This is a genomic window from Bradyrhizobium sp. 153, assembly GCF_023073835.1.
Taxonomy (GTDB): domain Bacteria; phylum Pseudomonadota; class Alphaproteobacteria; order Rhizobiales; family Xanthobacteraceae; genus Bradyrhizobium.
On sequence record NZ_JADPKH010000015.1, the window covers coordinates 216686 to 238391 of the forward strand.

Sequence of the window (21706 nt, forward strand, 5' to 3'; positions counted from 1 at the left end):
GCATGCACGTAGCGGTCCAGGCTATCGATCGTGAAATCTGGCGCAACGGGACGGCCTCTGAAGGCGCGCGGCTGATCCCGGAGGAGACGCCGCTGGCGCTGACCTATAATGGCGGCACCTACGCCGTCATGATGGGGACGCCGCAGAACCTCGAGGACTTCGCCGTCGGCTTCACCGTGAGCGAAGGCATCGTCGGATCGGCCGACGAGATCCGATCGCTCGAAATCGTCCGCCTCGACGACGGCATCGAGCTGCGCATGTGGCTGGCGCCGAAACATGCCGCGCGCATCAACGAGCGTCGTCGCCACATCGCAGGTCCGACCGGCTGCGGCATCTGCGGCATCGAGTCCATTGCCGAGGCGGTGCGGCCGGCGGCCGTGGTGCCGCAGGGGCAGAGCTTCACGGCCGCAGAGGTCATGACGGCGATGCAGGCCATCGCGCCGCTACAATCGATCAATTTACAGACCCGGGCTGTACACGCCGCCGCGTTCTGGTCCCCTACCGGCAACATCGTCGCGCTGCGCGAGGACGTCGGCCGCCACAATGCGCTCGACAAGCTTGCCGGTGCCCTGGCACGCAGCCGCACCAATGCGCGCGGCGGCATAGTGCTGCTCACGAGCCGCGTCTCGGTGGAGATGGTGCAGAAGACAGCCGCGATCGGCGCCCCCATGATGGTTGCCGTGTCGGCGCCGACCGCGCTCGCGGTGCGCACGGCGGAAGCCGCCGGCATCACGCTGATTGCCATTGCCCGCCAAGACGGCTTCGAAGTGTTTTCGCATGGTGACCGGGTCGTCGCCCGCCATGCCAGGGAGGTTGCCGATGTCGCCTGACCGTCTGATCTACATGGCCAACCAGATCGGCACATTCTTCCAGAGTCAAGGCCACGACAGGGCCGTGCCGGGCATCGCCGAGCACATCAAGAAGTTCTGGGATCCCCGTATGAAACGCGCGATCTTCGCCCATCTCGATGCGGGCGGCGCCGACCTTGCGCCTGATGTCCGCGAGGCCCTCACCTCGCTGAAGCAGACGACGACCCTTCCAGCAGCGCCCTGAACACGCGCCGCACCTCGCTCTGCGTCTCCTTCACTCGCGCCTGCAGCGACGAGAAATCCGGCGCATCGCCGGCGCGTGCCATCACACGGAAGAGGTCGGTGCCCGCCGTCTCCGGCTTGAAGCGATCGCTGACGCAGAGCCGCAAGATCTGCGTCAGGTCGTGATAGAGCCGGGCCGCGGCACGCAATATCTCGGTTTCAGACTGCGCGAGCACGCCGAGCCTGCATGCATTTTCCAACACCTGCATGGTGCTGACGTCGAGGATCTCCGGCTTGTCGTGGGCGTGCACGAGCTGGAGATATTGCGCGATGAAATCGATGTCGACCATACCGCCGGCGGCATGTTTGAGATCCCAGCAATCGGCCTCGCCCTTCTCCTGGGCGATGGCGCGCCGCATGTCGGCAACGTCGTTGGCGGTGATGGCGGGATCGCGGCGTCGGGTCAAGACGTCGCGGATGACGCGCTCGATTCGTTCCCGGAATTCGGGCGAGGCCGACACCACGCGCGCGCGTGTCAGCGCCATGTGCTCCCAGGTCCAGGCCTCGTTCGCCTGGTAGTCCGCGAACGAAACCAGGCTCGAGGCCACGGGACCGGCGCGTCCCGACGGACGCAGCCGCATGTCGATCTCATAGAGCACGCCGTAATTGGTGCGCGTCGTGAAGGCGCTGATCAGACGCTGGGTAAAGCGGGCGAAATAGTGGGCACCTTGCAGCGATCTCGCACCATCGGAGTCCGGATTGTCGCTGTCGAAATCGTAGAGCAGGATCAGGTCGAGATCGGACGACGCCGTCATCTCGCGGCTGCCGAGCCGGCCCATCGCGATGATCGCGGTCTGCTGATCCCTAATGCGGCCATGCTGGGCGGCAAAGCGCTCGGCAACGAGGCCATGCACGGTGTGGACGATGCCCTCGGCGACGTCCGCAAAAGCGGTACTCGCCTGCTGCGCCGAGACCGTGCCGGACAGGATACGCGTACCGATCAGGAACAGGCTCTCCTGTCCGAACAGGCGCAGGCGATCGAGGAACTCTTCATAGGAGCCCGCGTCCTGCACGGTCGCAGCTAACCGTCCCGACAATTCCTGCCTGTCCGGCATGGCGCCGAAGAAGCGCGGATCGATCAGGCCGTCCATGAGCTGCGGCTGCCGCGCCAGCATCTCGCCGAGCCGGGGCGCCGCGCCTAGCACCAGCGCCACCAGTGCGACCAGATCGCGGTTCTGGCCGAGCAGCGTGATCAGCCGGCCGCCGCGCTGAAGCGCGCCGAGGAAATGATCGAACGCCACGACCGCGCGGTCCGGCTCCTCGGCATGGGCAAGACCGTCGATCAGGGCCGGCACGAATTCGACGAACGCGTTGCGCGTCGCCTCATTGCGGAACACGCGATAGTCGCCGGTGATCCAGTCGCGCACGGTCTGCGCGACGGCGGCCGGCTTCTTGAAGCCGAGCGCCGCAATGTGCTGGAGCAGGCGCGGATCGTCGGGACCGGCACTGTAGTCGAGCGCCGGCAGTTTGGCCGTCCCGGTCGGATCATCGCCCTCGAACAGTTTTTCATAGTGCCCCTGGACGATCTGGAGCTGGTGCAACAGGTCGCGCGCAAAGGCCTCCCGATCCGGGTAGCCGAAGAACCAGGCGAAGCGCTCGACCGCCTCCTTGTCCTCGGGCAGTGTATGGGTCTGCTCGTCGGCGATCATCTGGAGGCGATGCTCGACCCGGCGCAGAAATTCGTAGGCCGTGGTCAGCTCGTCGCGCGCCGCGAACGTGATCCAGTTGCTGGAGGCGAGCACGTCGAGCGCATTGAGCGTCGGCCGCACCCGCAATTCCGGATGGCGGCCGCCCGCAATCAACTGCTGCGTCTGCGCGAAGAACTCGATCTCGCGGATGCCGCCGCGCCCGACCTTGACATTATGGCCCTCGACCGCGACCTCGCTCTGACCGCGATAGGTCTGCATCTGTCGCTTCATTTCGTGCACGTCGGCAAGCGCGGCGAAGTCGAGATGCTTGCGCCAGACGAAGGGCGCGATCTCTGCCAAAAGCGCTTCACCCGCGCGGGGATCGCCGGCGCAGGCGCGCGCCTTGATCATCGCGGCGCGCTCCCAGGTGCGCCCTTCCCGCTCGTAATAGTTCAGCGCGGCATCGCGGGAGATCGCCACCTGGGTCGAGGACGGATCGGGCCGCAGCCGCAGATCGACGCGGAACACGTAACCGTCATAGGTGCGCTGCTGGAGAATGCGCGCCATGCCTTGCGTCACGCGCACGAAGAACGGCTGCGGTTCCATATCGGGCGCGAGCGTCGTCGCATCGGGATCGAAGAACACGATGAGATCGATGTCGCTTGAATAGTTCAGCTCCCCCGCGCCCATCTTGCCCATCGCGAGCACAATCAGCCCGCAGCCTTCTTCGGGCGCCTCGGGATCGGGCGGTGAGAGCTTGCCGCGTGCAGCTTCCTGCCGCAGCAAGTACTGCAGCGCCGCCTGCACCGAGAACACCGCGATATCCGTCAGCGCCGCCGTCACCCGCATCACCGGCCAGACGCCGCCGATGTCGCACAGCGCGATCAGCAGCGCCGCCTCCGCCTTCATCCGGCGAAGCAGGCGCATCACCTCGGCTTCATCCGGCGCCGCGAGCACGGCGCCCCTCGCCTCCGCCATCAGCGCCCCAAGATGCACCTCCGGATCGCATTCGAGCAACCGGATCAGGCGCAGGGGATCGGCGCGAATCAGATCGAACAGATAGGACGAGAATTGCGCGATGCCGGTCAGAATATCCCGCGCAAAGGGACGGACCAGCAGGGATTCGAGACGGGTCGATTGCACCGGCTCGAGCTCGGCCAGCCAATTTTCGAAGCGTCTTTGGTCGGTTGTGGAAGCGGCAACATAGGGAGCCTCGGCGAAGCGTGCCGCGAGGCTCTCACCATGTTTGTCCGCGTTTCCCGGCGCGGAGTGGTTCATGCCACCTTCTGTGGCACATCCGGTATTGGCGGAGCAACCCTGTCGCCGGCGCCCGCGCGCGCCGGCAGCACCAGCGTGGCAACGAGACCGGGATGGGCATCGCCTAGGCGCAACTCACCGCCATGCAATGTCGCAACGGCCGAGGCGAGGCTGAGGCCGAGGCCGGAGCCCGGCAGCGTGCGGCTGGCCTCCAGCCGCACGAATCGCTCGACGACGTGCTTGCGATCCGCTTCGGGGATCCCCGGACCACGGTCGGTGACGCTGAGCAGCACCTGGTCGCCATCGCGCCTCGCCTCGATCGTGATTTGCCTCACGTCCATGCTGACCACGGTTCCCGCGGTCTGCGCCGCCGGCTTGCCGTATTTGATCGCGTTCTCGACGAGATTGGCGAGCGCCTGGCTGATCAGTTCGCGATTGGCGTGAACCGGCGCCGGCTCGCATTTGACCTTCAGGGTCATGCCGTCATCCTCAGCCAGCGGCTCGTAGAGCTCGTGGATGCCGTTCGCGACCTCGGCAGCGTCGAAATCGTCCATGTTGCCGCGCGCCTGCCCGGATTCGGCACGCGCGATCATCAGAAGCGCGTTGAAGGTGCGGATCAGCCCGTCGGATTCCTCGATGGTGCGCTCCAGCGCTGCACGGTAGTCCGCCTCGCAGCCCGATTTCGCCAGCGCCTCTTCGGCGCGGTTGCGCAAGCGCGTCAGCGGCGTCTTGAGGTCGTGGGCGATGTTGTCGGAGACTTCCTTCAGCCCAGCCATCAGCGCCTCGATCCGCTCCAGCATGGCGTTGAGGTTTTCGGCGAGACGGTCGAGCTCGTCGCCGCTGCGCCCCACAGGCAGGCGCTCGCTGAGATCACCAGTCATGATCCGCTGCGCAGTGCCGGTCATGGCATCGATGCGCCTCAGCACGCGGCGCGCGACGAAGACGCCGCCGCCGAGGCCGAGCACCACGACGATCAGGATCGACCATTGCGCCGCCTTCGCGACGATGCCGAACAGGCGCCGCCGCTCGTCGAGATCGCGGCCGATCAGAAGCCGGAAGCCGTTCTCCAGCTCCGTGACGCGCACCAGCGCGCGATGATCGCGTTCGTCAGCATCCTCGATCCGCCGATAGGCTGTCTCGGACCAGCCGCGCGTCGCCATCACGCCGGGCGCGAGCGAGCCGACATTGCCGGCGATCGCCTGCCCAGTCGGCGTAGTCACCAGATAGAGGTTTGCGCCCGGCCGCAGCGCCCGGTACTCGATCGCGAGCACGAGGCCCCGCAGGCCGCGGCGGCCGTAGATCTCGTTGATCTCCGAGGTCTCGGAATTCACCGTCTGCGTGATCTCCTCGGTGATCAGCCGCCGCGTATTCCAGGCGAAATAGGCGAGCAGCGAAGCCGCGAACATCGCGAACAGCAGCAGATAGACCAGCGTCAGCCGGAATGCCGTGGTGCGGACGAGTTTACCGAATGCCGTCACGGATCATGTATCCGGCGCCGCGGATCGTATGCAGCAGCGGGCGCTCGAAGCCCTTGTCAATCTTGGAGCGCAGCCGCGAAATGTGCACGTCGATCACGTTGGTCTGCGGATCAAAATGATAGTCCCAGACGTTCTCGAGCAGCATGGTGCGCGTCACCACCTGGCCGGCGTGCTTCATGAGGTATTCGAGCAGGCGGAATTCGCGCGGCTGGAGCGTCAGCTCGTCCTTGCCGCGGGCGACGCGGTGGGACAGCCGGTCGAGCTCGAGATCGCCGACGCGGTAGAGCGTGTCCTCGGCGGGCCCGCCGCGGCGGCGCGACAGCACCTCAACGCGGGCGAGCAGTTCGGCGAACGAATAAGGCTTTGGCAGATAATCGTCGCCGCCGGCGCGCAGGCCCTTGATGCGGTCGTCGACCTGTCCGAGCGCGGAGAGAATCAGCACCGGCGTGGTGTTGCCCTTGTCGCGCAGCGCGCCGATCAGCGACAGGCCGTCGCGCTTGGGCAGCATGCGGTCGACCACCAGCACGTCGTAATCGCCGTTCTCGGCCATGGCGAGACCTTCCTCGCCGTCGGCGGCATGATCGGCAATGTGTCCGACTTCGCGAAACGCCTTCACGAGATAGTCGGCGGATTCGCGGTCGTCTTCGATGATGAGGAGGCGCATCGTGCGTTCGGCGGCAGTCAAGGGAGTGAACCTTCTCTAAACATGGCGCGAGCGGCAATCGCATGCAAGCCGAGCGGAACGATCTCGGATCGGGGAAAAGGCGGGCGGTGAAGCTGGGGGGACTTCACCGCCCTAGGCCTTCCGACGGAGGGGGGCGTAATTCCACCGGAAGGTAGACAGGGGAAGCAAACGTTGCGCTGCTCCCCCGAAGGGCGCCGTCGGCGGGGGCGACTGATGCCGGCGACACCCTTCATCTCGTAAGCCTCCTGAGGCCTCAGCCCTTGGCGATGGGCACGGCGACGAAGCGCGACTGCCCGCCGCTCTTCACGCGCATCAGGACGCTGTTCTTGTTATCGGTCCGCGCCGTGTTGATGGCATCGCGGACTTCGGCGGCGGTGCTGACGCTCTTGCCCCCGACTTCAAGAATCACGTCGCCTTCCTTGAAGCCGCGTTCGGCCGCGGCGCTCTTCGGATCGACTTCGGTGACCACGACGCCTTCCTTGCCGGCGCCGGCCACGGAATTGGCTGGAGCAACGGTCATGCCGAGCTTGGGCACGTCGGTGCCGCGGCTCGCACCCTTGCCACTGTCATTGTCGGTGTCGGCTTTGGCCTCGACCGTGTTCGGCAGCTGGCCGAGGGTGAGATTGACGACCTTGTCCTGGCCCTTGTGCAGCACGTTGAGCTTCACCGAGGCGCCGGGCGCCATGCCGCCGATGGTGCGAGCAAGCTCACGAGCGTCCTTGACGGGCTCGCCATTGACCGCGGTGATCACGTCGCCGGACTCGATGCCGGCCTTCGCCGCCGGACCGTTCGCCTGCGGCTCCGCGACCAGCGCGCCTTCGGCCTTCTTCATGCCGAGGCTGTCGGCGATGTCAGACGTCACCGGCTGGATCTGCACGCCGATCCAGCCGCGGCTGACCGAACCCTTGTCCTTGAGCTGGGCCACCACGCTCTTCACGGTGTTGGCGGGAATCGAGAAGGCGATGCCGACGCTACCGCCGGAGGGCGAGTAGATCGCGGTGTTGACGCCCATCACCTCCCCCTCGGTGTTAAAGGCCGGACCGCCGGAATTGCCCTTGTTCACGGGCGCGTCGATCTGGATAAAATCGTCATAGGGGCCATTGCCGATGTCGCGGCCGCTGGCCGAGACGATGCCGGCAGTCACGGTGCCGCCGAGGCCGAAGGGATTGCCGACCGCGAGCACCCAGTCGCCGATCCGCGGCTTGCCGTCGGCGAGCTTGGCGAACGGGAAATTCGAGCTGCCCTCGACCTTGATCAAGGCGAGGTCGGTGCGCTGGTCGGTGCCGATGACCTTGGCGGTATAGGTCTTGCCGTCGTCGGTGGTGACCTCGACCTTGTCGGCGCCGTCGACCACGTGATTGTTGGTCACGGCATAGCCATCGGGCGAGATGAAGAAGCCGGAGCCCTGGCCCTGAACGACGCGGCCACGGCCGCCCTTCAGGCCCGGGAAACCATCCGGACCACCGAAGCGGCGGAAGAAGCGCTCCATGGGCGAGCCCGGCTGGAACGGCGAGGAGGAATCGTCGCCGTCATCGTTGCTCGCGGTCTTCTCCTTGATGTTGACCTTCACCGAGATCACCGACGGCTTCACGCGCTCGACGATGTCGGCAAAGCCGATCGGACGCTCGACCTTCCGAACCTCTTGATTGACCTGCGCATGCGCCGGGCTGGAGAACAGGTCGGCCGGCGAGGTCGACGGGCTCAAGCCATAGACGCCCGCGCCGAGGCCGGCGATGACCGAGGCCATCAGCGCGATCTTGCGCGCGGAGAATACCGACCGGCGCGGCTGCCGGTAGGACGGGAGGTGCGAGAGGTCGGAACGGTCGGTCATGCAGAGATCTCCAGGGCCTTGAATTTCTTTTGGTGCCGGATGCCAGCACCTTACGGACCTGAACATGGGGGCTCCCGCCTTACCGCGCGCTGGCGGCAGGGTTAAACTTTCGTAATGAAGGCAGCGGCGATGCGGCAGTTTAACGCAGGCTAAAAGTTCTGGTCCTACAGGAACTTAGTCGGGTTCCGGTGAAACGCATCAGAACAGCTTTTGGCGACCTAGATTGCTCCGCAGCGGCACCCCTTAAGGCCGTTGGACTTGGGATTCTAAGCCGCGCCACGCTATTGCGACTTCGCATCGTCCGACATCAATCCCGCGAGCCGCGCCTCTTCCTCGGGCGTGAGCGGCGGTGCTGGCAGATCTGCACCGCTCCGCGCGCGGCGCCGGATTTGCAGCCATAGCGCCAGGCCGCCGCCAGCCAACAGAAGCGGCGCGAGCAGCCATAGCAGCAGGGTCTGGCGTTCGAAACGCGGCTTCAGCAGCACGAACTCGCCATAGCGCGCGACCAGGAAGTCGAGCACCTGCGAATTGCTGTCGCCGGCGGCAATCCGCTCGCGCACCAGCAGCCGCAAATCGCGCGCCAGCGGCGCGTCGGAATCGTCGATCGACTGGTTCTGGCAGACCATGCAGCGCAGCTCGCGCGACAGTTCGCGCGCACGCGCCTCCTTGACGGGATCCGACATGATCTCGTCGGGCTGCACGGCATGCGCCGCAGGCGAGGCCAGCAGCATTAGCGCGACGATCACGAACCACATCCGGCGCATCGGATCACTCCGCGGGCTGGAGCCGCTGCTTGGCCCGCGCCGGCTTCGGCGCACCGACCCGCAAGCGGCGATCGGACAGCGACAGCACGCCGCCAAACGCCATCAGCACCGGTCCCCACCAGATCAGCAGCACCATCGGCTTGTAATAGATGCGCACGGCAATGGCACCCTCGGCGGTGGCATCGCCGAGCGAGACGTAGAGCTGGCTCGCGCCGCGCGTCAGCAGGGCCGCTTCGGTGGTGGACGAGCCACGCGTTGTGAAGCTGCGCTTGGACGGCGTCATCATGCTCAGCGTCTCGCCGTCGCGGCTGACATTGAACTCGGCGATCATCTCCCGGTAGTTCGGGCCCTGACGCTGAAACAACCGATCGAGCTTCACGTCGTAGCCGGCGACATGGGCGACGTCGCTCTGCTTCATCGTCGCGATATATTCGCTGTTCCAGGTGGTCTCGCAGACGATTCCGATCAGCGCGACGCCGAGGCCGGCATGCGCCAGCGTGGTGCCCCAGGCCGAGCGCGGCAGGCCACGCGCCCGGTTCAGCACTGTGGCGAACGGCAGGCGAACCAGGCCCGTCCGCTCGACGATGTCGGTGACAGCGCCGGCGATGACGAAAACACCAAGCCCGATCGCCAGCGGCGCCAGCGCGCTGCCGCCGCGCGCCCAGGCCCAGGCGATGGCGATTGCGACGAGGCTGGCAACGCCCGCCGCGAGCAGGCGCTGCGTCACGCCGAGCAGATCGCCGCGCTTCCACGCCAGCATCGGCCCGAACGGTACAGCGAACAGCAACAGGGCAAACAGCGGCGCGAAAGTGAGGTTGTAGAAGGGCGCGCCGACCGACATCTTGAAGTCGGCCAGCATCTCCATCGCCAGCGGATAGAGCGTGCCGAATAGCACGACCGCGCAGGCGACGGTAAGCAGCAGGTTGTTCAGCACCAGCGCACCCTCGCGGGAGATCGGCGCGAACAGGCCGCCCTGCTTCAACGAGGTGGCACGGCCCGCGAACAGCGCCAGGCTGCCGCCGATGAACAGGCAGAGGATCAGCAGGATGAACACGCCGCGGGTCGGGTCAGTCGCGAAAGCATGCACCGAGGTGATGACGCCGGAGCGGACCAGGAAGGTGCCGAGCAGCGACAGCGAGAAGGTCAGGATCGACAACAGGATGGTCCAGACCTTCAGCGCGTTGCGCTTCTCCATGACCAGCGCCGAATGCAGCAGCGCGGTGCCGGCGAGCCACGGCATCAGCGAGGCGTTCTCGACCGGATCCCAGAACCACCAGCCGCCCCAGCCGAGCTCGTAATAGGCCCAGTACGAGCCCATGGCGATGCCGAGCGTGAGGAAGATCCAGGCCACCAGCGTCCACGGCCGCACCCAGCGCGCCCAAGCCGCGTCGATCCGCCCCTCCATCAGCGCCGCGATGGCGAAGGAGAACGAGATCGAGAAGCCGACATAGCCGAGATAGAGCATCGGCGGATGCACGGCGAGACCGATGTCCTGGAGCACAGGATTGAGATCGCGTCCCTCGAGCGGCGGGCTCGTGATGCGCAGGAACGGGTTCGAGGTCATCAGGATGAAGAGATAGAAGGCGCTGGCGATCCAGCCCTGGACGCTCAGCACGTGCGCGCGCAGCGACAGCGGCAGATTGTTGCCGAAAGCGGCAACCAGGCCGCCGAACAAAGCGAGGATCGATACCCACAGCAGCATCGAGCCTTCGTGATTTCCCCACACGCCGGTGATCTTGTAGAGCAGCGGCTTCATCGAGTGGGAATTCTCGTAGACATTGGCGACGGAGAAATCCGAGCTCACGTGCAGCATCACAAGTGCCATGAACGATGCCCCGACGAACAGCAGCTGCGCCAGCGCGGTGGACCGCGCCACGTTCATCAGGGCGGTGTCGTGCAGGCGTGCACCGATCAACGGCACGACGGACTGGATCAGTGCAAGCCCGAGCGCCAGCACCAGCGCGTAATGTCCGGATTCTGCGATCACCGCACGGCTCCCTGCGGATTGCCCTGCGCCGCCGTGGCCGCGGGCTTGCTGCCGCCCGAAGCCTTGGCGTCAGAGGCCTTGGCTTCAGAGGCCTTGGCGTCGTAATCGTCCTTCCAGTGGCCCTGCTTCTTCAGGGCATCGGCAACGTCCTTGGGCATGTAGGTTTCGTCGTGCTTGGCGAGCACGGTGTCGGCCTTGAACACGCCGTTGCTGTCGAGTGCGCCTTCGGCAACGACGCCCTGCCCTTCACGGAACAGGTCCGGCAGGATGCCCTTGTAGGCGACCGGCAGCTTGGCGTTGCCGTCGGCGACCTCGAAGGTCACCGCGAGATTGTCGCCGCGCTGGAGCGAGCCGGGCTGCACCAGCCCGCCGAGACGAAACCGCTTGCCGGGTTCGACGTGCTTCTCGGCGACCATGGTTGGTGTCGAGAAGAACACGATGGAGTCGCGCAATGCGTTGAGCACGAGCGCGGCGGCGAGCGCAAGCACGGCGAGCGAGCCGCCGATGATGGTCATACGTCGCTGCTTGCGCGTCATGGCGTATCCGTTCTCCGCTCGTCTGGTCCCGAAATCGTCATCCGTCGAGCCCGAGAGTCTTGAGCCCTTCGTTGAGCTGGCGCAGCCGCTCGGCATCGCCGGCAACCGCCTGGCGGGCATCGGCCGATGCCCCCACCGCCTTGCCGCGGTCGCCCATCACGAGATAGGCGCGCACCAGGCGAAGCCACCCCTCGACGTCGTCGCCGTTCTGCTTGAGGCGGGTGGCGAGGCGTTCGACCATGCCGCGCACCATCGCGTTGCGATCGCCCTCGGCCATATCCCTGGAGGCTGCGATCGTCTCGTCCGACAGCGCCGGCACCGTGCCGCCGCCGACCCGCGCCAGCGAGGACTGCACCAGGGACCGCCACGGCGCATCCGCCGGCGCCTTCGCCAGCAGCGCGCGCCAGATATTGGCCGCATCATCCTTGCGGCCGTCCTGCTCGGCGGCGAGCCCCAGGAAGTAGTTCGCCTTGGGATCATCGGCATCGAGCGCGTGCGCACGCTCGAATTCCGCTTTGGCCTCGGCGGTCACGACCCCGCCGGCGGCCGCCGAGAGCGCCTCGCCGAGATCGGACCGGCGCTCGGCGCTCTCGCCGTTGTAGGTGAGCGAGTTGCGATAGGCACGCACCGCATCGTCGAAGCGGCCGAGCCGCTCCAGCACCGGCGCGAGCACGTTCCAGCCGCGACCGTCAGTCGGATTTTTTTCCAGATGTTGCTCGACCTGCACGACGAGATTCTCGAGCGATTGCGCCACCCCGGATCCGGATCCGCGCTCGCGCTGCGCCAAGGGAAAGTCCTGAAGCCTGGGCGAGCCCAGCGGCATGTAAACCCCGATCGCAACCATCGGCAGGCCAGTCAACGCCAGCACCGCGGCCGCGCGGCGCCATTTGAGGCTCGATTTCGGCGCCATGGCAGGTTCGCTGGCAGCGGCGAGCAGCCTGCGGCTGATCTCGACGCGGGCCGCCTCGGCTTCAGGAGCGGCGATCAGTCCGGTGCCGAGATCACGCTCGATTTCGGCCAGTTGGTCCTTGTAGACCGCAATCTCGCTGCCTTGACTTTGCGCGGCTCCGCTGCGGCCGAGCGGCAGAAGCACGGCGAAAATCGCCGCGACTGTCATCAGCGCGAACACGAACCATAGCGTCATCTGGCAAGCTTCCGGCGGCGCGCGATCCGCGCCTATAGGTGGCTTTACACCACGGCCGGAGGAGGCGGCAATTGACAATTGTCAATTCGGCGCGACCGCGCCCGGTCCGAAACGATGAAACTCCAACAGCTTAGCCGATGTCGAAGTCCGCACTTTGCGCGGCATCCTCGCCGTGCCCGTTGAAGGCCTTCAGGAAATATGTTCCCGGCCTGACCGCATCCGGCAATCGGATGCGCAGCGCCCCGACTGGAACCGGAGACGCGACCCTGGTGAGCGTTTCAGACAATTGTCGGCCGCTTGCCTTCTCGACCAGCACCACCTTCGCGCCGACCATCAGTCTCTGATATTTGGCAACAACGACGCGGTTCTCGATTTCGATGGAGCTGATAACGGGTTTCATGCGCCCACAAATAGAAATTCCCCGGACTTGCATGGCGACTGTAGGGCGCGATATCGGCACCGTCAACCAGAAATTGTGATAACGAAATTATGCGCTCGGATCAGCTTGCGCGCGACGATTTGCGCTCGCCCGTCGCCGCATTCTCTGCCGCGCGACTCATCAGCGAGGCGTAATCGTCGCCGAACAGCACCTGACAGAAGCGGATCGCGGCCTGCACCTGCTGCTGCCGATAGGTGCGGACCTTGTGATCGGCGGAGCGCAGCGACTGCACCAGCTGCTCGGTCGAGCGCTCGACATATTGCTGGAGGTCGGAATAGGTGCGCAGCGTCACCTCGTTGATCGCAAGCTCACTCGCATAGTTGCGGCAGGCCGCGACGAAATCGATCAGCGCCACGGTTTCCTCGACCTCGGTGCTGTCGATTCGCGCCCCCGGCGGAATGTCCTTCTCGGCGCGTTGGCGCAGGATGCGACGAACGCGGCCGGGAACGCTGTCGATCTCGGATTGCAGCGCATTGGAGATGTCGGCGCGGATCGAGACCAGCTGCTTGCCCCAAGCGGAATCGTTGCGCAGGTCGAGCTCGGTGCGCAGGCCGCGCACGCCGTCATGCAGCGCCTTGAGATTGCCGGCGACGTTGTCGAAATTGCCGCGCTTGATGTCCATGCGCAGGACCGCGGCCACACAGGACAGATCGTGCAGGGCGATCGTGACGGCGACACCGTAGGGCGTTGCCGCGACGCGGATCTCGTCGTCCGAGGCGGCAATCTTGATAGCGAGGCGGATGATCTGCCACGGCGCGGTCATCCGCTGCACCACCATGGACAGCGCGAAGGGCAGCATCTGCGGGGTCTGGAGGACTGGAATGTTGAGCGCCGACGTCACCGAGGCGATCTGGGAATCGCCGAAGGCGCGCAGGAAGCGCGGCAACTTCTCGTTCAGGGCGGCGATGGCTTCCCGAACCTGGAGCACCGCACCGATTGAATAGAGGTCCTCGATCACGTTGGGCGGGCCGACACGGGCCAGCGCGCGCGACTTGTCGCCGCCGCCTGGCCCCGTCAGCTCGAAGATGGCGTCCGCCGCCACCGCCTGGAGCCTGGAGGCCAGCGCCTCGACCTGGCCTGCACTGTCTAGCGGTATGCGGGCCAGCGCCGCCTCGAATTCATTGACTTTGTCCGGGGCGCCGTCACGCCCGAGCCATTGCCAGATTGGATGCAGCGAGGAGCGGCGGATTTGTCCGACCCGGACCGGGGTGCCCGCCTCGACCAGGAACGGTTCCAGCACTTGGAAGAGAAGCCGCGACAGATCGTCCGTGCGCGGTGGCGGGGCTTCGTCGGCTTCGCTCTTGCGGACGATCTTGCGCAACTGCTCAAGCACGAGGGTCGCGACAGCCGTGTCCTGGCCGCGCTCCAGCGCGCGCTCGAACTCTCGCATCAGCAGTGCCTGCGACTGCGGCGGGAGCTGCGCGAGATATTCCCTCAGCCGCTCGATCGATGTCTGGCTCATGCGCCCGGGTCATGCACGGTAAAATGGCGGACATGGGATGCGTCCGGGCGCGATCTTAGGAGCTTCCCACTTAAGAAGCCGTTTAGGAAGTCGCCTCGAATGCCCCCCGGTTTTGCCGCAGAAGCATCCGCCACGGCGAAAAATCAAATGAGAACAAGAGATTATAATCCCGGGAGGACCAGTTCGGCTCGCAGGCCCCCGATCGGCGCGCCGCCGAGGGAGAGGCTGCCGCCATAAAGCGCGGCGAGGTCGGTCACGATCGACAGTCCCAGCCCCGAGCCCGGCTTGGACTCGTCGAGCCGCTGGCCGCGTCGGGAGACCTGGGCACGCTCGGCCTCCGACAGGCCGCGGCCGTCATCGTCGACGATGATCCGCAGACGCGGGCCGGCGCCGGCCAGTTGCGGCGTCTCGACCGCAACCTCGATGAAGACGCGTGAGGCTGCCCATTTGCAGGCATTGTCGACCAGATTGCCGACCATCTCATCCAGATCCTGGCGCTCGCCCCGGAACCTCGCAGACGGATCGGCCTTGGCCTCGACCACGATGCCGCGGTCGCGGTGGATCTTCTCCATCGTCCGCCGCAGCGCCTCGATCGCGGGCGCCACCTCCGTCACCGTCGCGACCACCGAGACCCGTGCCGCAATGCGCGCGCGCTCCAGATGATGGGCAACCTGGTCGCGCATCACGTCCGCCTGCTCCATCACCTTGGCCGCGAACGGATCGGCCCCGTGGGCGCCGGCCTCGTTGACGATGACGGAGAGCGGCGTCTTGATCGCATGGGCGAGATTGCCGACATGGGTGCGCGCCCGTTCGACGATTTCGCGATTGGCATCGATCAGCGCATTGGTCTCGCGCGCCAAAGGCGCGATCTCGACAGGAAATTCACCCTCGAGCCGCTCCGCCCGACCCGAGCGGATGTCGGCGATGGATTCCGAGATGCGCTTGAGCGGCGCGAGACCAAAGCGGACCTGGAACACGGTCGTCAGCAGCAGCACGATGCCAAGCGCTGTAAACGTGCCGCCGAGGTAATAGTCGAAGCTCCGCGTCTCGTCGAAAATCTCGGTGTCGTCGCCGGCGACGCTGACGAGAAATTTGCCGTCGGCGCCGAGATCGACCGGCCGCTCCACCATGCGCAGGTTCTGCCCTTCCGGCCCGTCGACATAAGCGAGCCGAATGCCGGCGGCGGTGAGCTCGGCACCCTGCTCTTCCAGTTTCGGCAGTTTCTTGTCCCAGAGCGAGCGCGAGGAGCGCACTTCCGGCTTCTCGGTGTCGGTCCGCGTGATCTGCCAGTACCAGCCGGACAGCGGCAGGTCGAACAAGGGCTCGCCCAGCGACTGGAACTGGCGGTCGGGCGGCTCGTCGGGGGTGGCGACCTCGGCGATCAGCGTGCGGAGATAGAGATTGAGACGGCGGTCGAAGGAGCGCTCGGTGGCGTTCTTGTAGACCGAGGACAGCACGACGCCGGTAACGGCCAGGATCACCACGAGCCACGCGGTCGCCGAGAGGAACAGGCGGTTCGCAAGTGAGCTAGCGGGCATCGGAACGATCCCGGGAGGCGCAGGATGGCAGGGCATCGGTCATGACCGGACCAAGGCCCTTGGCGGGCCGCCCGTCAAGCCGCTTCAAGCGCCGGGACTGGGCGGGGTCAGGAGATAGCCGAGCCCGCGAACGGTCTGGATGATGTCGACGTCGAGCTTCTTGCGGATGCGGCCGACGAAGACCTCGATTGTGTTGGAGTCGCGGTCAAAATCCTGGTCATAGAGATGCTCGACCAGCTCGGTGCGGGAGACGACGCGCCCGGAATGGTGCATCAGATAGGCCAGAAGCCGATATTCGTGCGAGGTCATCTTCACGGGATTGCCTGACACGCTGACCCGGCCCGTCCTGGTGTCGAGCGTAACGGGACCGCAGCTGAGCTCGCTCTGGGCGTGGCCGGTCGAGCGGCGCAGCAGCGCGCGGATGCGTGCCAGCACCTCCTCCAAATGGAACGGCTTGGCGACATAGTCGTCGGCGCCGGCATCGAACCCCTGCACCTTATCGCTCCAGCGGTCGCGCGCGGTGAGGATCAGGACCGGCATGGTACGGCCGTTGCGGCGCCAGGCCTCCAGCACCGAGATGCCGTCCTTCTTCGGAAGGCCGATGTCGAGCACGATGGCGTCGTAAGGCTCGTTGTCGCCGAGATAATGCCCCTCCTCCCCGTCGAAAGCGCGGTCGACGACGTAACCGGCGTCGGTCAGCGCCTTGGTAAGCTGGCGATTGAGATCGGGGTCGTCCTCAACAACGAGCAGGCGCACGCTTCTCTCCAAAGATTGGCTGCCAGAACAGGCTGCATGACCACGGCCAGAGATGAGCAATTCCGGCGTGAACCGAATATGAACGCGGGGAACCGGCCAGGTTACTTTTTGGTCATATACGACCTCTGACGCGCCGACGCGACTGCGCCCGCCACGCAACCGGGCGAGCCGGGGGCATGGCGGGCGCAAAGTGCTGCGTCACGCGGCGAATATGAAGATCCGTGGCGTTCGGATCCAGCCGGGTCAAGTCCGGAAGAACACGAACCAGACGACGGCGAGGATCAGGACGGCAAGGCCCGTCGAGATGGCAAGCAGCGCCGCCACCGAAGGCCCGGGCTCGCCCTGGCGCGCCTCGGTCGGAGTTTCCACGATCTGATGCCGCTCTCGCGTGGTTGCCATAATGCCCTCAATCTCTGGACGTCGCTTCGATAGCCGCGACCTCCTCGCAGCCGATGTCTCGAGCCAACGCGTGATTGAATATGATGTTCCGGCCTTTACGCTTCGATCCGGCAGGAGCGCAGGCCCAGCGGCCGGTTAACGCAGTTGCAAGATTCAGTAACCCGCCTTGCTATGATTCGTTGTTCCCTGATGGTATCCTAGTCGCCTGTCCCCGTTGCGTTTGGAGTAGCCCATGGCCCCCCGCGCCAATTGGAAGGGTTTTCTGCGTCTATCGCTCGTGACCTGTCCGGTCGCGCTCTATCCCGCCACTTCGGATACCGAGAAGGTCTCCTTCAACCAGATCAACCGCAAGACCGGCCACCGCATCAAGTACCTCAAGGTCGATGCGGAGACCGGTGACGAGGTGACGTCCGAGGACATCGTCAAGGGCTACAAGGTCGATACCGACACCTATATCGAGGTCACCAAGGACGAGCTCGACGAGATCGCGCTGGACTCCACGCACACGATCGAGATCGACGAGTTCGTGCCGAAGGCGGACATCGACAACCGCTACCTGATCCGTCCCTATTACCTCGTGCCCGACGGCAAGGTGGGCCATGACGCCTATGCGGTGATCCGCGAAACCATCCGCAGCATGGACAAGGTCGCGATCGGCCGCGTGGTGCTGACCAACCGCGAGCACATCATCGCGCTGGAGCCGCTCGATAGCGGGCTGATGGGCACGTTGCTGCGCTATCCCTACGAAGTGCGGAGCGAAAAAGAATATTTCGACGACATCCAGGACGTGAAGCTGACCAAGGACATGCTCGACCTTGCCAAGCACATCGTCGAGAAGAAGTCCGGCGCTTTCGAGCCCGAGCTGTTCGAGGATCACTACGAGACCGCGCTGATCGATCTCATCAACAAGAAGCGCAGCGGCATGCCGATCACGGCCAAGGCGGCACCGAAGACTGGCGGCAACGTCATCAACCTCATGGACGCGCTGAAGAAGAGTCTCGCGAGCGAGCGGGAGACAGCTCCCGCGGCGGGGGTCGCCAAGGAGACCGTCAAAGGCAAGAAGCCGAAGAAGCGCGTCGAGGGCCAGCGCGAGATGCTGCTGCCAATCGCCGGCAAGAGCGGCAAGGACGCTGCGGCGAAAACCGCGCCCAAAGAGGCTTCGAAAAGGGCCGACAAGCCGGTACGCGCGCCAGCGCGAACGAAGAAGGCCGGTTAGCGACCTCACACTTACGATCTCGCGTGATGTCCCCCCTCGCCGGTCGGCCGGACTGACATGCCCTGGTCGACGGCGTTCGACGATCCAGTTCGTGTGAGCAACAAGCGCAACTTGCTCACGCTTCAGGAGGCGGCGGACTACATCATGCAGCTGCCGGACGACGCGCAGCACGAGGCGCACTGGCAGACTGCCATCGAAACCTTGATCAATGCGGCCGAGACCGGCGGCGGCTGGGTGATGTTTGCCCGCATCGCCATGTTGCGGGCGCTGAATGCGGACGGCCGGCGCGCATGAGAGCGATGGTCGCCACCTTCGGTTGGCATGCTTGCCGACCTCTTGACGAACAGGCTCAATAATCCGCTAAGCGAGACCCTCGTTTTCCGATTTGCGGCGCTCTGCGCGTGAACCAGGATATTCCTGCGGGAGACGAAGTTGAGCACTGGGCCGCGCACACGGCGCAGTCGCAGCCGGGCACGATGGGACTTTGTCGGCCCCCTCGCCGCCGTGCTGAAACGCCGCCTGCCGGCACAACGAGGCCGTCCTAGCGGACGCTGCGGCTGCCACTGAGAGTGCGCCGAATTGCGCGCATTTGGATGGGATGAGGGAACTTTAATTTAATGAATGTCAACGTATGAAGCAGTGGCGCGCTCGCCTGGGTTTAATTGTTTTGGCGCGAAGAAAATCTATTCGATCGATTGACGAGTTCGAAAACGACGCGGCCATACATTGGATCGGATGAAGAGGAGTTGGCAATGAGTTTGCTTAGGTCTTTCCTTGCCGATGAGACTGGCGCCACGGCCATCGAATACGGCTTGATCGCCGCCGGCATTGCATTGGCCATCGTGACCGTCGTGAACAACACGGGCAGCCAGCTCCTCAACAACAAGTTCAACTCGATCAGTTCGTCGATGAAGTAACGGCCGCCGTCGCCCGAGGCGGCGGACTTCCCGGGCACTGACTTCAGCATGGCTCGCGGCGCCTTGCCGGAGCATGCCTTCCCCATCTCGTCATTCCGAGCGCAGCGACGCTTCGCAGCGCCGCGCTTTGACGGCCATGCAAGTCCTGATATCCTTCGGCACGACATGGCTCGACGAGCCATGCCGTCAATGGATGAACCAGAGCTGCTTGAAGGATGCGGATGAGAAGCGTGGCGCTCTTGGCTCTCAGTCTTATGTTGGTCGGCGTCTGCTCGGGCGACAGCGCCAGAGGACAGAGTTCGGCCGCGCCACCGGTTTCGCTTGCTCCCCCCAATACATCGCCGCCACGCGGGAGCGCAACAAACTCCAGAATTCCGCCGGCGCCATCCGGCAGAGAAGCTTCGCCCCCCGTGATCGGCGGTGCGCCGCAGGTGCCGAATCCGGCCGCCGATTACGATGGCTTCAGCATAGGCGCCGCCGACGACCATGACACCCAAAGTCAGGTGACGCCGCCCGTGAGGTCACGTGCAGCAAAGGGCTCCAGTTCCAATCTGGAGACAAATGGCCTCGCGGGGCAATCATCGATTGATCAGGACGATGAGGCGTTGAAGCGAAAGCTGACGATTTGCAAGAATTGCAAATAGGGAAGTTTCTCGGCCGTTGGCAAAAACGGCTGAGTGGCTGGCAAGATTGCAGCCCGCTTGAACACCGGGAGTGGCTCCGCGGATGCAGTTTTCCGGACTGCACGCCAGCCGGGCTACCGCAGCACACCGCATGGCTGACCTACCGCGACTACCGTCTGCTCGCGCTTTACCCTCACCCAATTTCCTGATCCTCTCTCCTCCAATCAGCCGGGCCAACCGGCCAAGCCTCAGGAGAGAGACGCCATGAAACTCGGCACCGCAATCGCGGAAATCATGCGGCGTGAGGGCATCGAGATCCTCTGCGGCTATCCGGTCAACCATCTGATCGAGCATGCGGCGAAAGCCGAGATCCGGCCCGTGATGGTGCGGCAGGAGCGCGTCGGCATCCACATGGCGGACGCGATCTCGCGGGTGTCATCGGGGCGCAGCATCGGCGCGTTCTGCATGCAGCATGGGCCGGGCGCGGAGAACGCGATGGGCGGCGTTGCGCAGTGTTTCGGCGAGTCCGTTCCCGTGCTGGTGCTGCCGATGGGCTATCCGCGCAGGCTTACGCATATCGAGCCGAACTTCAATTCCAGCGAGGCGATGAAGCCATTTGCGAAATCCTCCGAGCCGATCAACCTCGCGGCCGAGGTCGCCAACATCTTCCGCCGCGCCTTCACCAAGCTGAAGAACGGCCGCGGCGGGCCTGTGATCGTCGAGATACCGGCCGACATGTGGAACGAGGAGGTGCCGGAGCCGCTCGACTACACGCCGGTGCTGCGCACGCGCTACGGCGCCGATCCTGTTCACGTGAAGGAAGCAGCCAGCCTGCTCGTGAACGCAAAACGGCCGGTGATCTATGCCGGCCAGGGCGTGCATTACGCGCAGGCGTGGCCGCAACTGAGACGGCTGGCCGAACGGCTGGCTATCCCCGTCACCACCAGTCTTGGCGGCAAGTCGTCCTTTCCGGAAACACATCCGCTCTCGCTCGGTTCGGGCGGGCTCGCGGTGCCGCGCGCGGTCCCGAAGTTTCTGGCTGAAGCCGACGTCATCTTCGGCGTCGGCTGCTCCTTCACCGAGACCAATTTCGGCATCGCGATGCCGAAGGGCAAGACCGTCATCCACTCCACGCTCGACCCGAACCATCTCAACAAGGATGTGGAAGCCAGGATCGGCCTCGTCGGCGACGCCGGCCTCGTGCTCGATGCACTGCTGGAGGAGATCGGCAGGTCGGTTACGTCCGATCGTGATGCCTCCGTGGTCGCGGCGGAGATTGCGGCCTCACACGAGCAGTGGCTGGCGAAATGGATGCCGAAACTCACCAGCAACGATGCGCCACTCAGCCCGTATCGGGTACTCTGGGACCTGCAGCACACCGTCGACATCCACAACACCATCATCACGCATGATGCCGGCAGCCCGCGCGACCAGCTCTCGCCATTCTGGAAATCGGTCGAGCCTCTCAGCTATCTCGGCTGGGGCAAGACGACGCAGCTCGGCTATGGGCTTGGGCTCGCGATGGGCGCCAAGCTCGCGAAGCCGGACAAGCTCTGTATCAATGTCTGGGGCGATGCGGCCATTGGCTTTACGGGCATGGATTTCGAGACCGCGGTGCGCGAGCGCATCCCGATCATGTCGATCCTGCTCAACAATTTCTCGATGGCGATCGAATTGAAGGTGATGCCGGTCTCGACCGAGAAATATCGCTCGACCGACATTTCCGGTGACTACGCCGCGATGGCGCGCGCCTTCGGCGGCTATGGCGAGCGTGTGTTGAGGCCGGAGGACATCGTGCCCGCGATCAAGCGCGGGATCCAGAAAACGCGGGAAGGGATACCAGTGCTGCTGGAGTTCATCACCAGCAAGGAAACGGAGGTGTCGCGGCCGGGCACGTGAGCCCGGCCGGGCTTCAGCGGCGGGGCGTTGGCTCCGGCCGCAGAAGATGTGATAAT

The 21706-nt window shown here is 65.1% G+C and carries 19 protein-coding genes and 1 pseudogene; 7 read left to right on the forward strand and 13 right to left on the reverse strand.

What is annotated here, in order from left to right; all coding sequences use genetic code 11:
• The first annotated feature begins 2 nt into the window (after positions 1-2).
• Positions 3-830, forward strand: a complete 828-nt coding sequence (gene fdhD / locus IVA91_RS03480) for a formate dehydrogenase accessory sulfurtransferase FdhD (protein WP_247275847.1) — start codon at positions 3-5, stop codon at positions 828-830.
• Positions 820-1053: a formate dehydrogenase subunit delta gene (locus tag IVA91_RS03485; RefSeq protein WP_247415445.1), complete on the forward strand. Its 234-nt coding sequence runs from the start codon at positions 820-822 to the stop codon at positions 1051-1053. The genes fdhD and IVA91_RS03485 overlap by 11 nt, the downstream gene beginning before the upstream one ends.
• On the opposite strand, the gene IVA91_RS03490 is transcribed toward IVA91_RS03485, so the two are convergent.
• From IVA91_RS03490 to IVA91_RS03550, 13 genes are all read right to left on the reverse strand, one after another.
• The gene (locus IVA91_RS03490) at positions 1010-3997 is read right to left on the reverse strand and encodes a bifunctional [glutamine synthetase] adenylyltransferase/[glutamine synthetase]-adenylyl-L-tyrosine phosphorylase (RefSeq protein ID WP_247275849.1); all 2988 of its coding nucleotides are present in this window, start codon (positions 3995-3997) and stop codon (positions 1010-1012) included. The two genes, IVA91_RS03485 and IVA91_RS03490, sit on opposite strands and share 44 nt — an antisense overlap.
• Positions 3994-5454: an ATP-binding protein gene (locus IVA91_RS03495; protein ID WP_247275850.1), complete on the reverse strand. Its 1461-nt coding sequence runs from the start codon at positions 5452-5454 to the stop codon at positions 3994-3996. The genes IVA91_RS03490 and IVA91_RS03495 overlap by 4 nt, the downstream gene beginning before the upstream one ends.
• A complete protein-coding gene (locus IVA91_RS03500) occupies positions 5438-6118 on the reverse strand; it encodes a response regulator transcription factor (protein ID WP_247275851.1) in 681 nt (226 codons plus the stop codon). The genes IVA91_RS03495 and IVA91_RS03500 overlap by 17 nt, the downstream gene beginning before the upstream one ends.
• A 274-nt stretch (positions 6119-6392) precedes the next feature.
• On the reverse strand, positions 6393-7970 hold the full coding sequence (locus IVA91_RS03505; RefSeq protein ID WP_247275852.1) for a Do family serine endopeptidase: 1578 nt from the start codon (positions 7968-7970) through the stop codon (positions 6393-6395).
• Positions 7971-8251: 281 nt separating this feature from the next.
• Positions 8252-8734: a cytochrome c-type biogenesis protein gene (locus IVA91_RS03510; protein WP_247275853.1), complete on the reverse strand. Its 483-nt coding sequence runs from the start codon at positions 8732-8734 to the stop codon at positions 8252-8254.
• A 4-nt stretch (positions 8735-8738) separates the two neighbouring features.
• A complete protein-coding gene (locus tag IVA91_RS03515; protein ID WP_247275854.1) occupies positions 8739-10721 on the reverse strand; it encodes a heme lyase CcmF/NrfE family subunit in 1983 nt (660 codons plus the stop codon).
• Positions 10718-11257: a cytochrome c maturation protein CcmE gene (gene ccmE / locus IVA91_RS03520; RefSeq protein ID WP_247275855.1), complete on the reverse strand. Its 540-nt coding sequence runs from the start codon at positions 11255-11257 to the stop codon at positions 10718-10720. Before ccmE ends, IVA91_RS03515 begins: the two co-directional genes overlap by 4 nt.
• A 37-nt stretch (positions 11258-11294) precedes the next feature.
• Positions 11295-12401, reverse strand: a complete 1107-nt coding sequence (gene ccmI, locus IVA91_RS03525) for a c-type cytochrome biogenesis protein CcmI (RefSeq protein ID WP_247275856.1) — start codon at positions 12399-12401, stop codon at positions 11295-11297.
• Positions 12402-12531: 130 nt separating this feature from the next.
• Positions 12532-12801, reverse strand: a complete 270-nt coding sequence (locus IVA91_RS03530) for a hypothetical protein (RefSeq protein WP_247275889.1) — start codon at positions 12799-12801, stop codon at positions 12532-12534.
• A 100-nt stretch (positions 12802-12901) separates the two neighbouring features.
• Entirely contained in the window at positions 12902-14302 is a 1401-nt protein-coding gene (locus IVA91_RS03535) for a hypothetical protein (RefSeq protein ID WP_247275857.1), read from the reverse strand.
• A gap of 161 nt (positions 14303-14463) precedes the next feature.
• Positions 14464-15840 (reverse strand): sensor histidine kinase, encoded by a 1377-nt coding sequence (locus IVA91_RS03540; protein ID WP_247275858.1) that lies wholly within the window; start codon positions 15838-15840, stop codon positions 14464-14466.
• Between the two features lie 84 nt (positions 15841-15924).
• Positions 15925-16596 (reverse strand): response regulator transcription factor, encoded by a 672-nt coding sequence (locus IVA91_RS03545; RefSeq protein WP_247275859.1) that lies wholly within the window; start codon positions 16594-16596, stop codon positions 15925-15927.
• A gap of 243 nt (positions 16597-16839) precedes the next feature.
• Positions 16840-16995, reverse strand: a complete 156-nt coding sequence (locus IVA91_RS03550; RefSeq protein WP_247275860.1) for a hypothetical protein — start codon at positions 16993-16995, stop codon at positions 16840-16842.
• Between the two features lie 232 nt (positions 16996-17227).
• On the opposite strand from IVA91_RS03550, the gene IVA91_RS03555 reads away from it, so the two are divergent.
• The 5 genes and pseudogenes from IVA91_RS03555 to IVA91_RS03575 form a co-directional block, all read left to right on the forward strand.
• On the forward strand, positions 17228-18211 hold the full coding sequence (locus IVA91_RS03555; protein WP_247275861.1) for a Ku protein: 984 nt from the start codon (positions 17228-17230) through the stop codon (positions 18209-18211).
• A 57-nt stretch (positions 18212-18268) separates the two neighbouring features.
• Positions 18269-18505 (forward strand): hypothetical protein, encoded by a 237-nt coding sequence (locus IVA91_RS03560; protein WP_247275862.1) that lies wholly within the window; start codon positions 18269-18271, stop codon positions 18503-18505.
• Positions 18506-18963: 458 nt separating this feature from the next.
• A complete protein-coding gene (locus tag IVA91_RS03565) occupies positions 18964-19128 on the forward strand; it encodes a Flp family type IVb pilin (RefSeq protein ID WP_247275863.1) in 165 nt (54 codons plus the stop codon).
• A gap of 410 nt (positions 19129-19538) precedes the next feature.
• Entirely contained in the window at positions 19539-19772 is a 234-nt protein-coding gene (locus tag IVA91_RS37060; RefSeq protein ID WP_346015464.1) for a hypothetical protein, read from the forward strand.
• A 234-nt stretch (positions 19773-20006) separates the two neighbouring features.
• Positions 20007-21650 (forward strand): annotated as a pseudogene (locus IVA91_RS03575) (thiamine pyrophosphate-requiring protein); the annotation flags it as partial.
• Positions 21651-21706 lie beyond the last annotated feature (56 nt).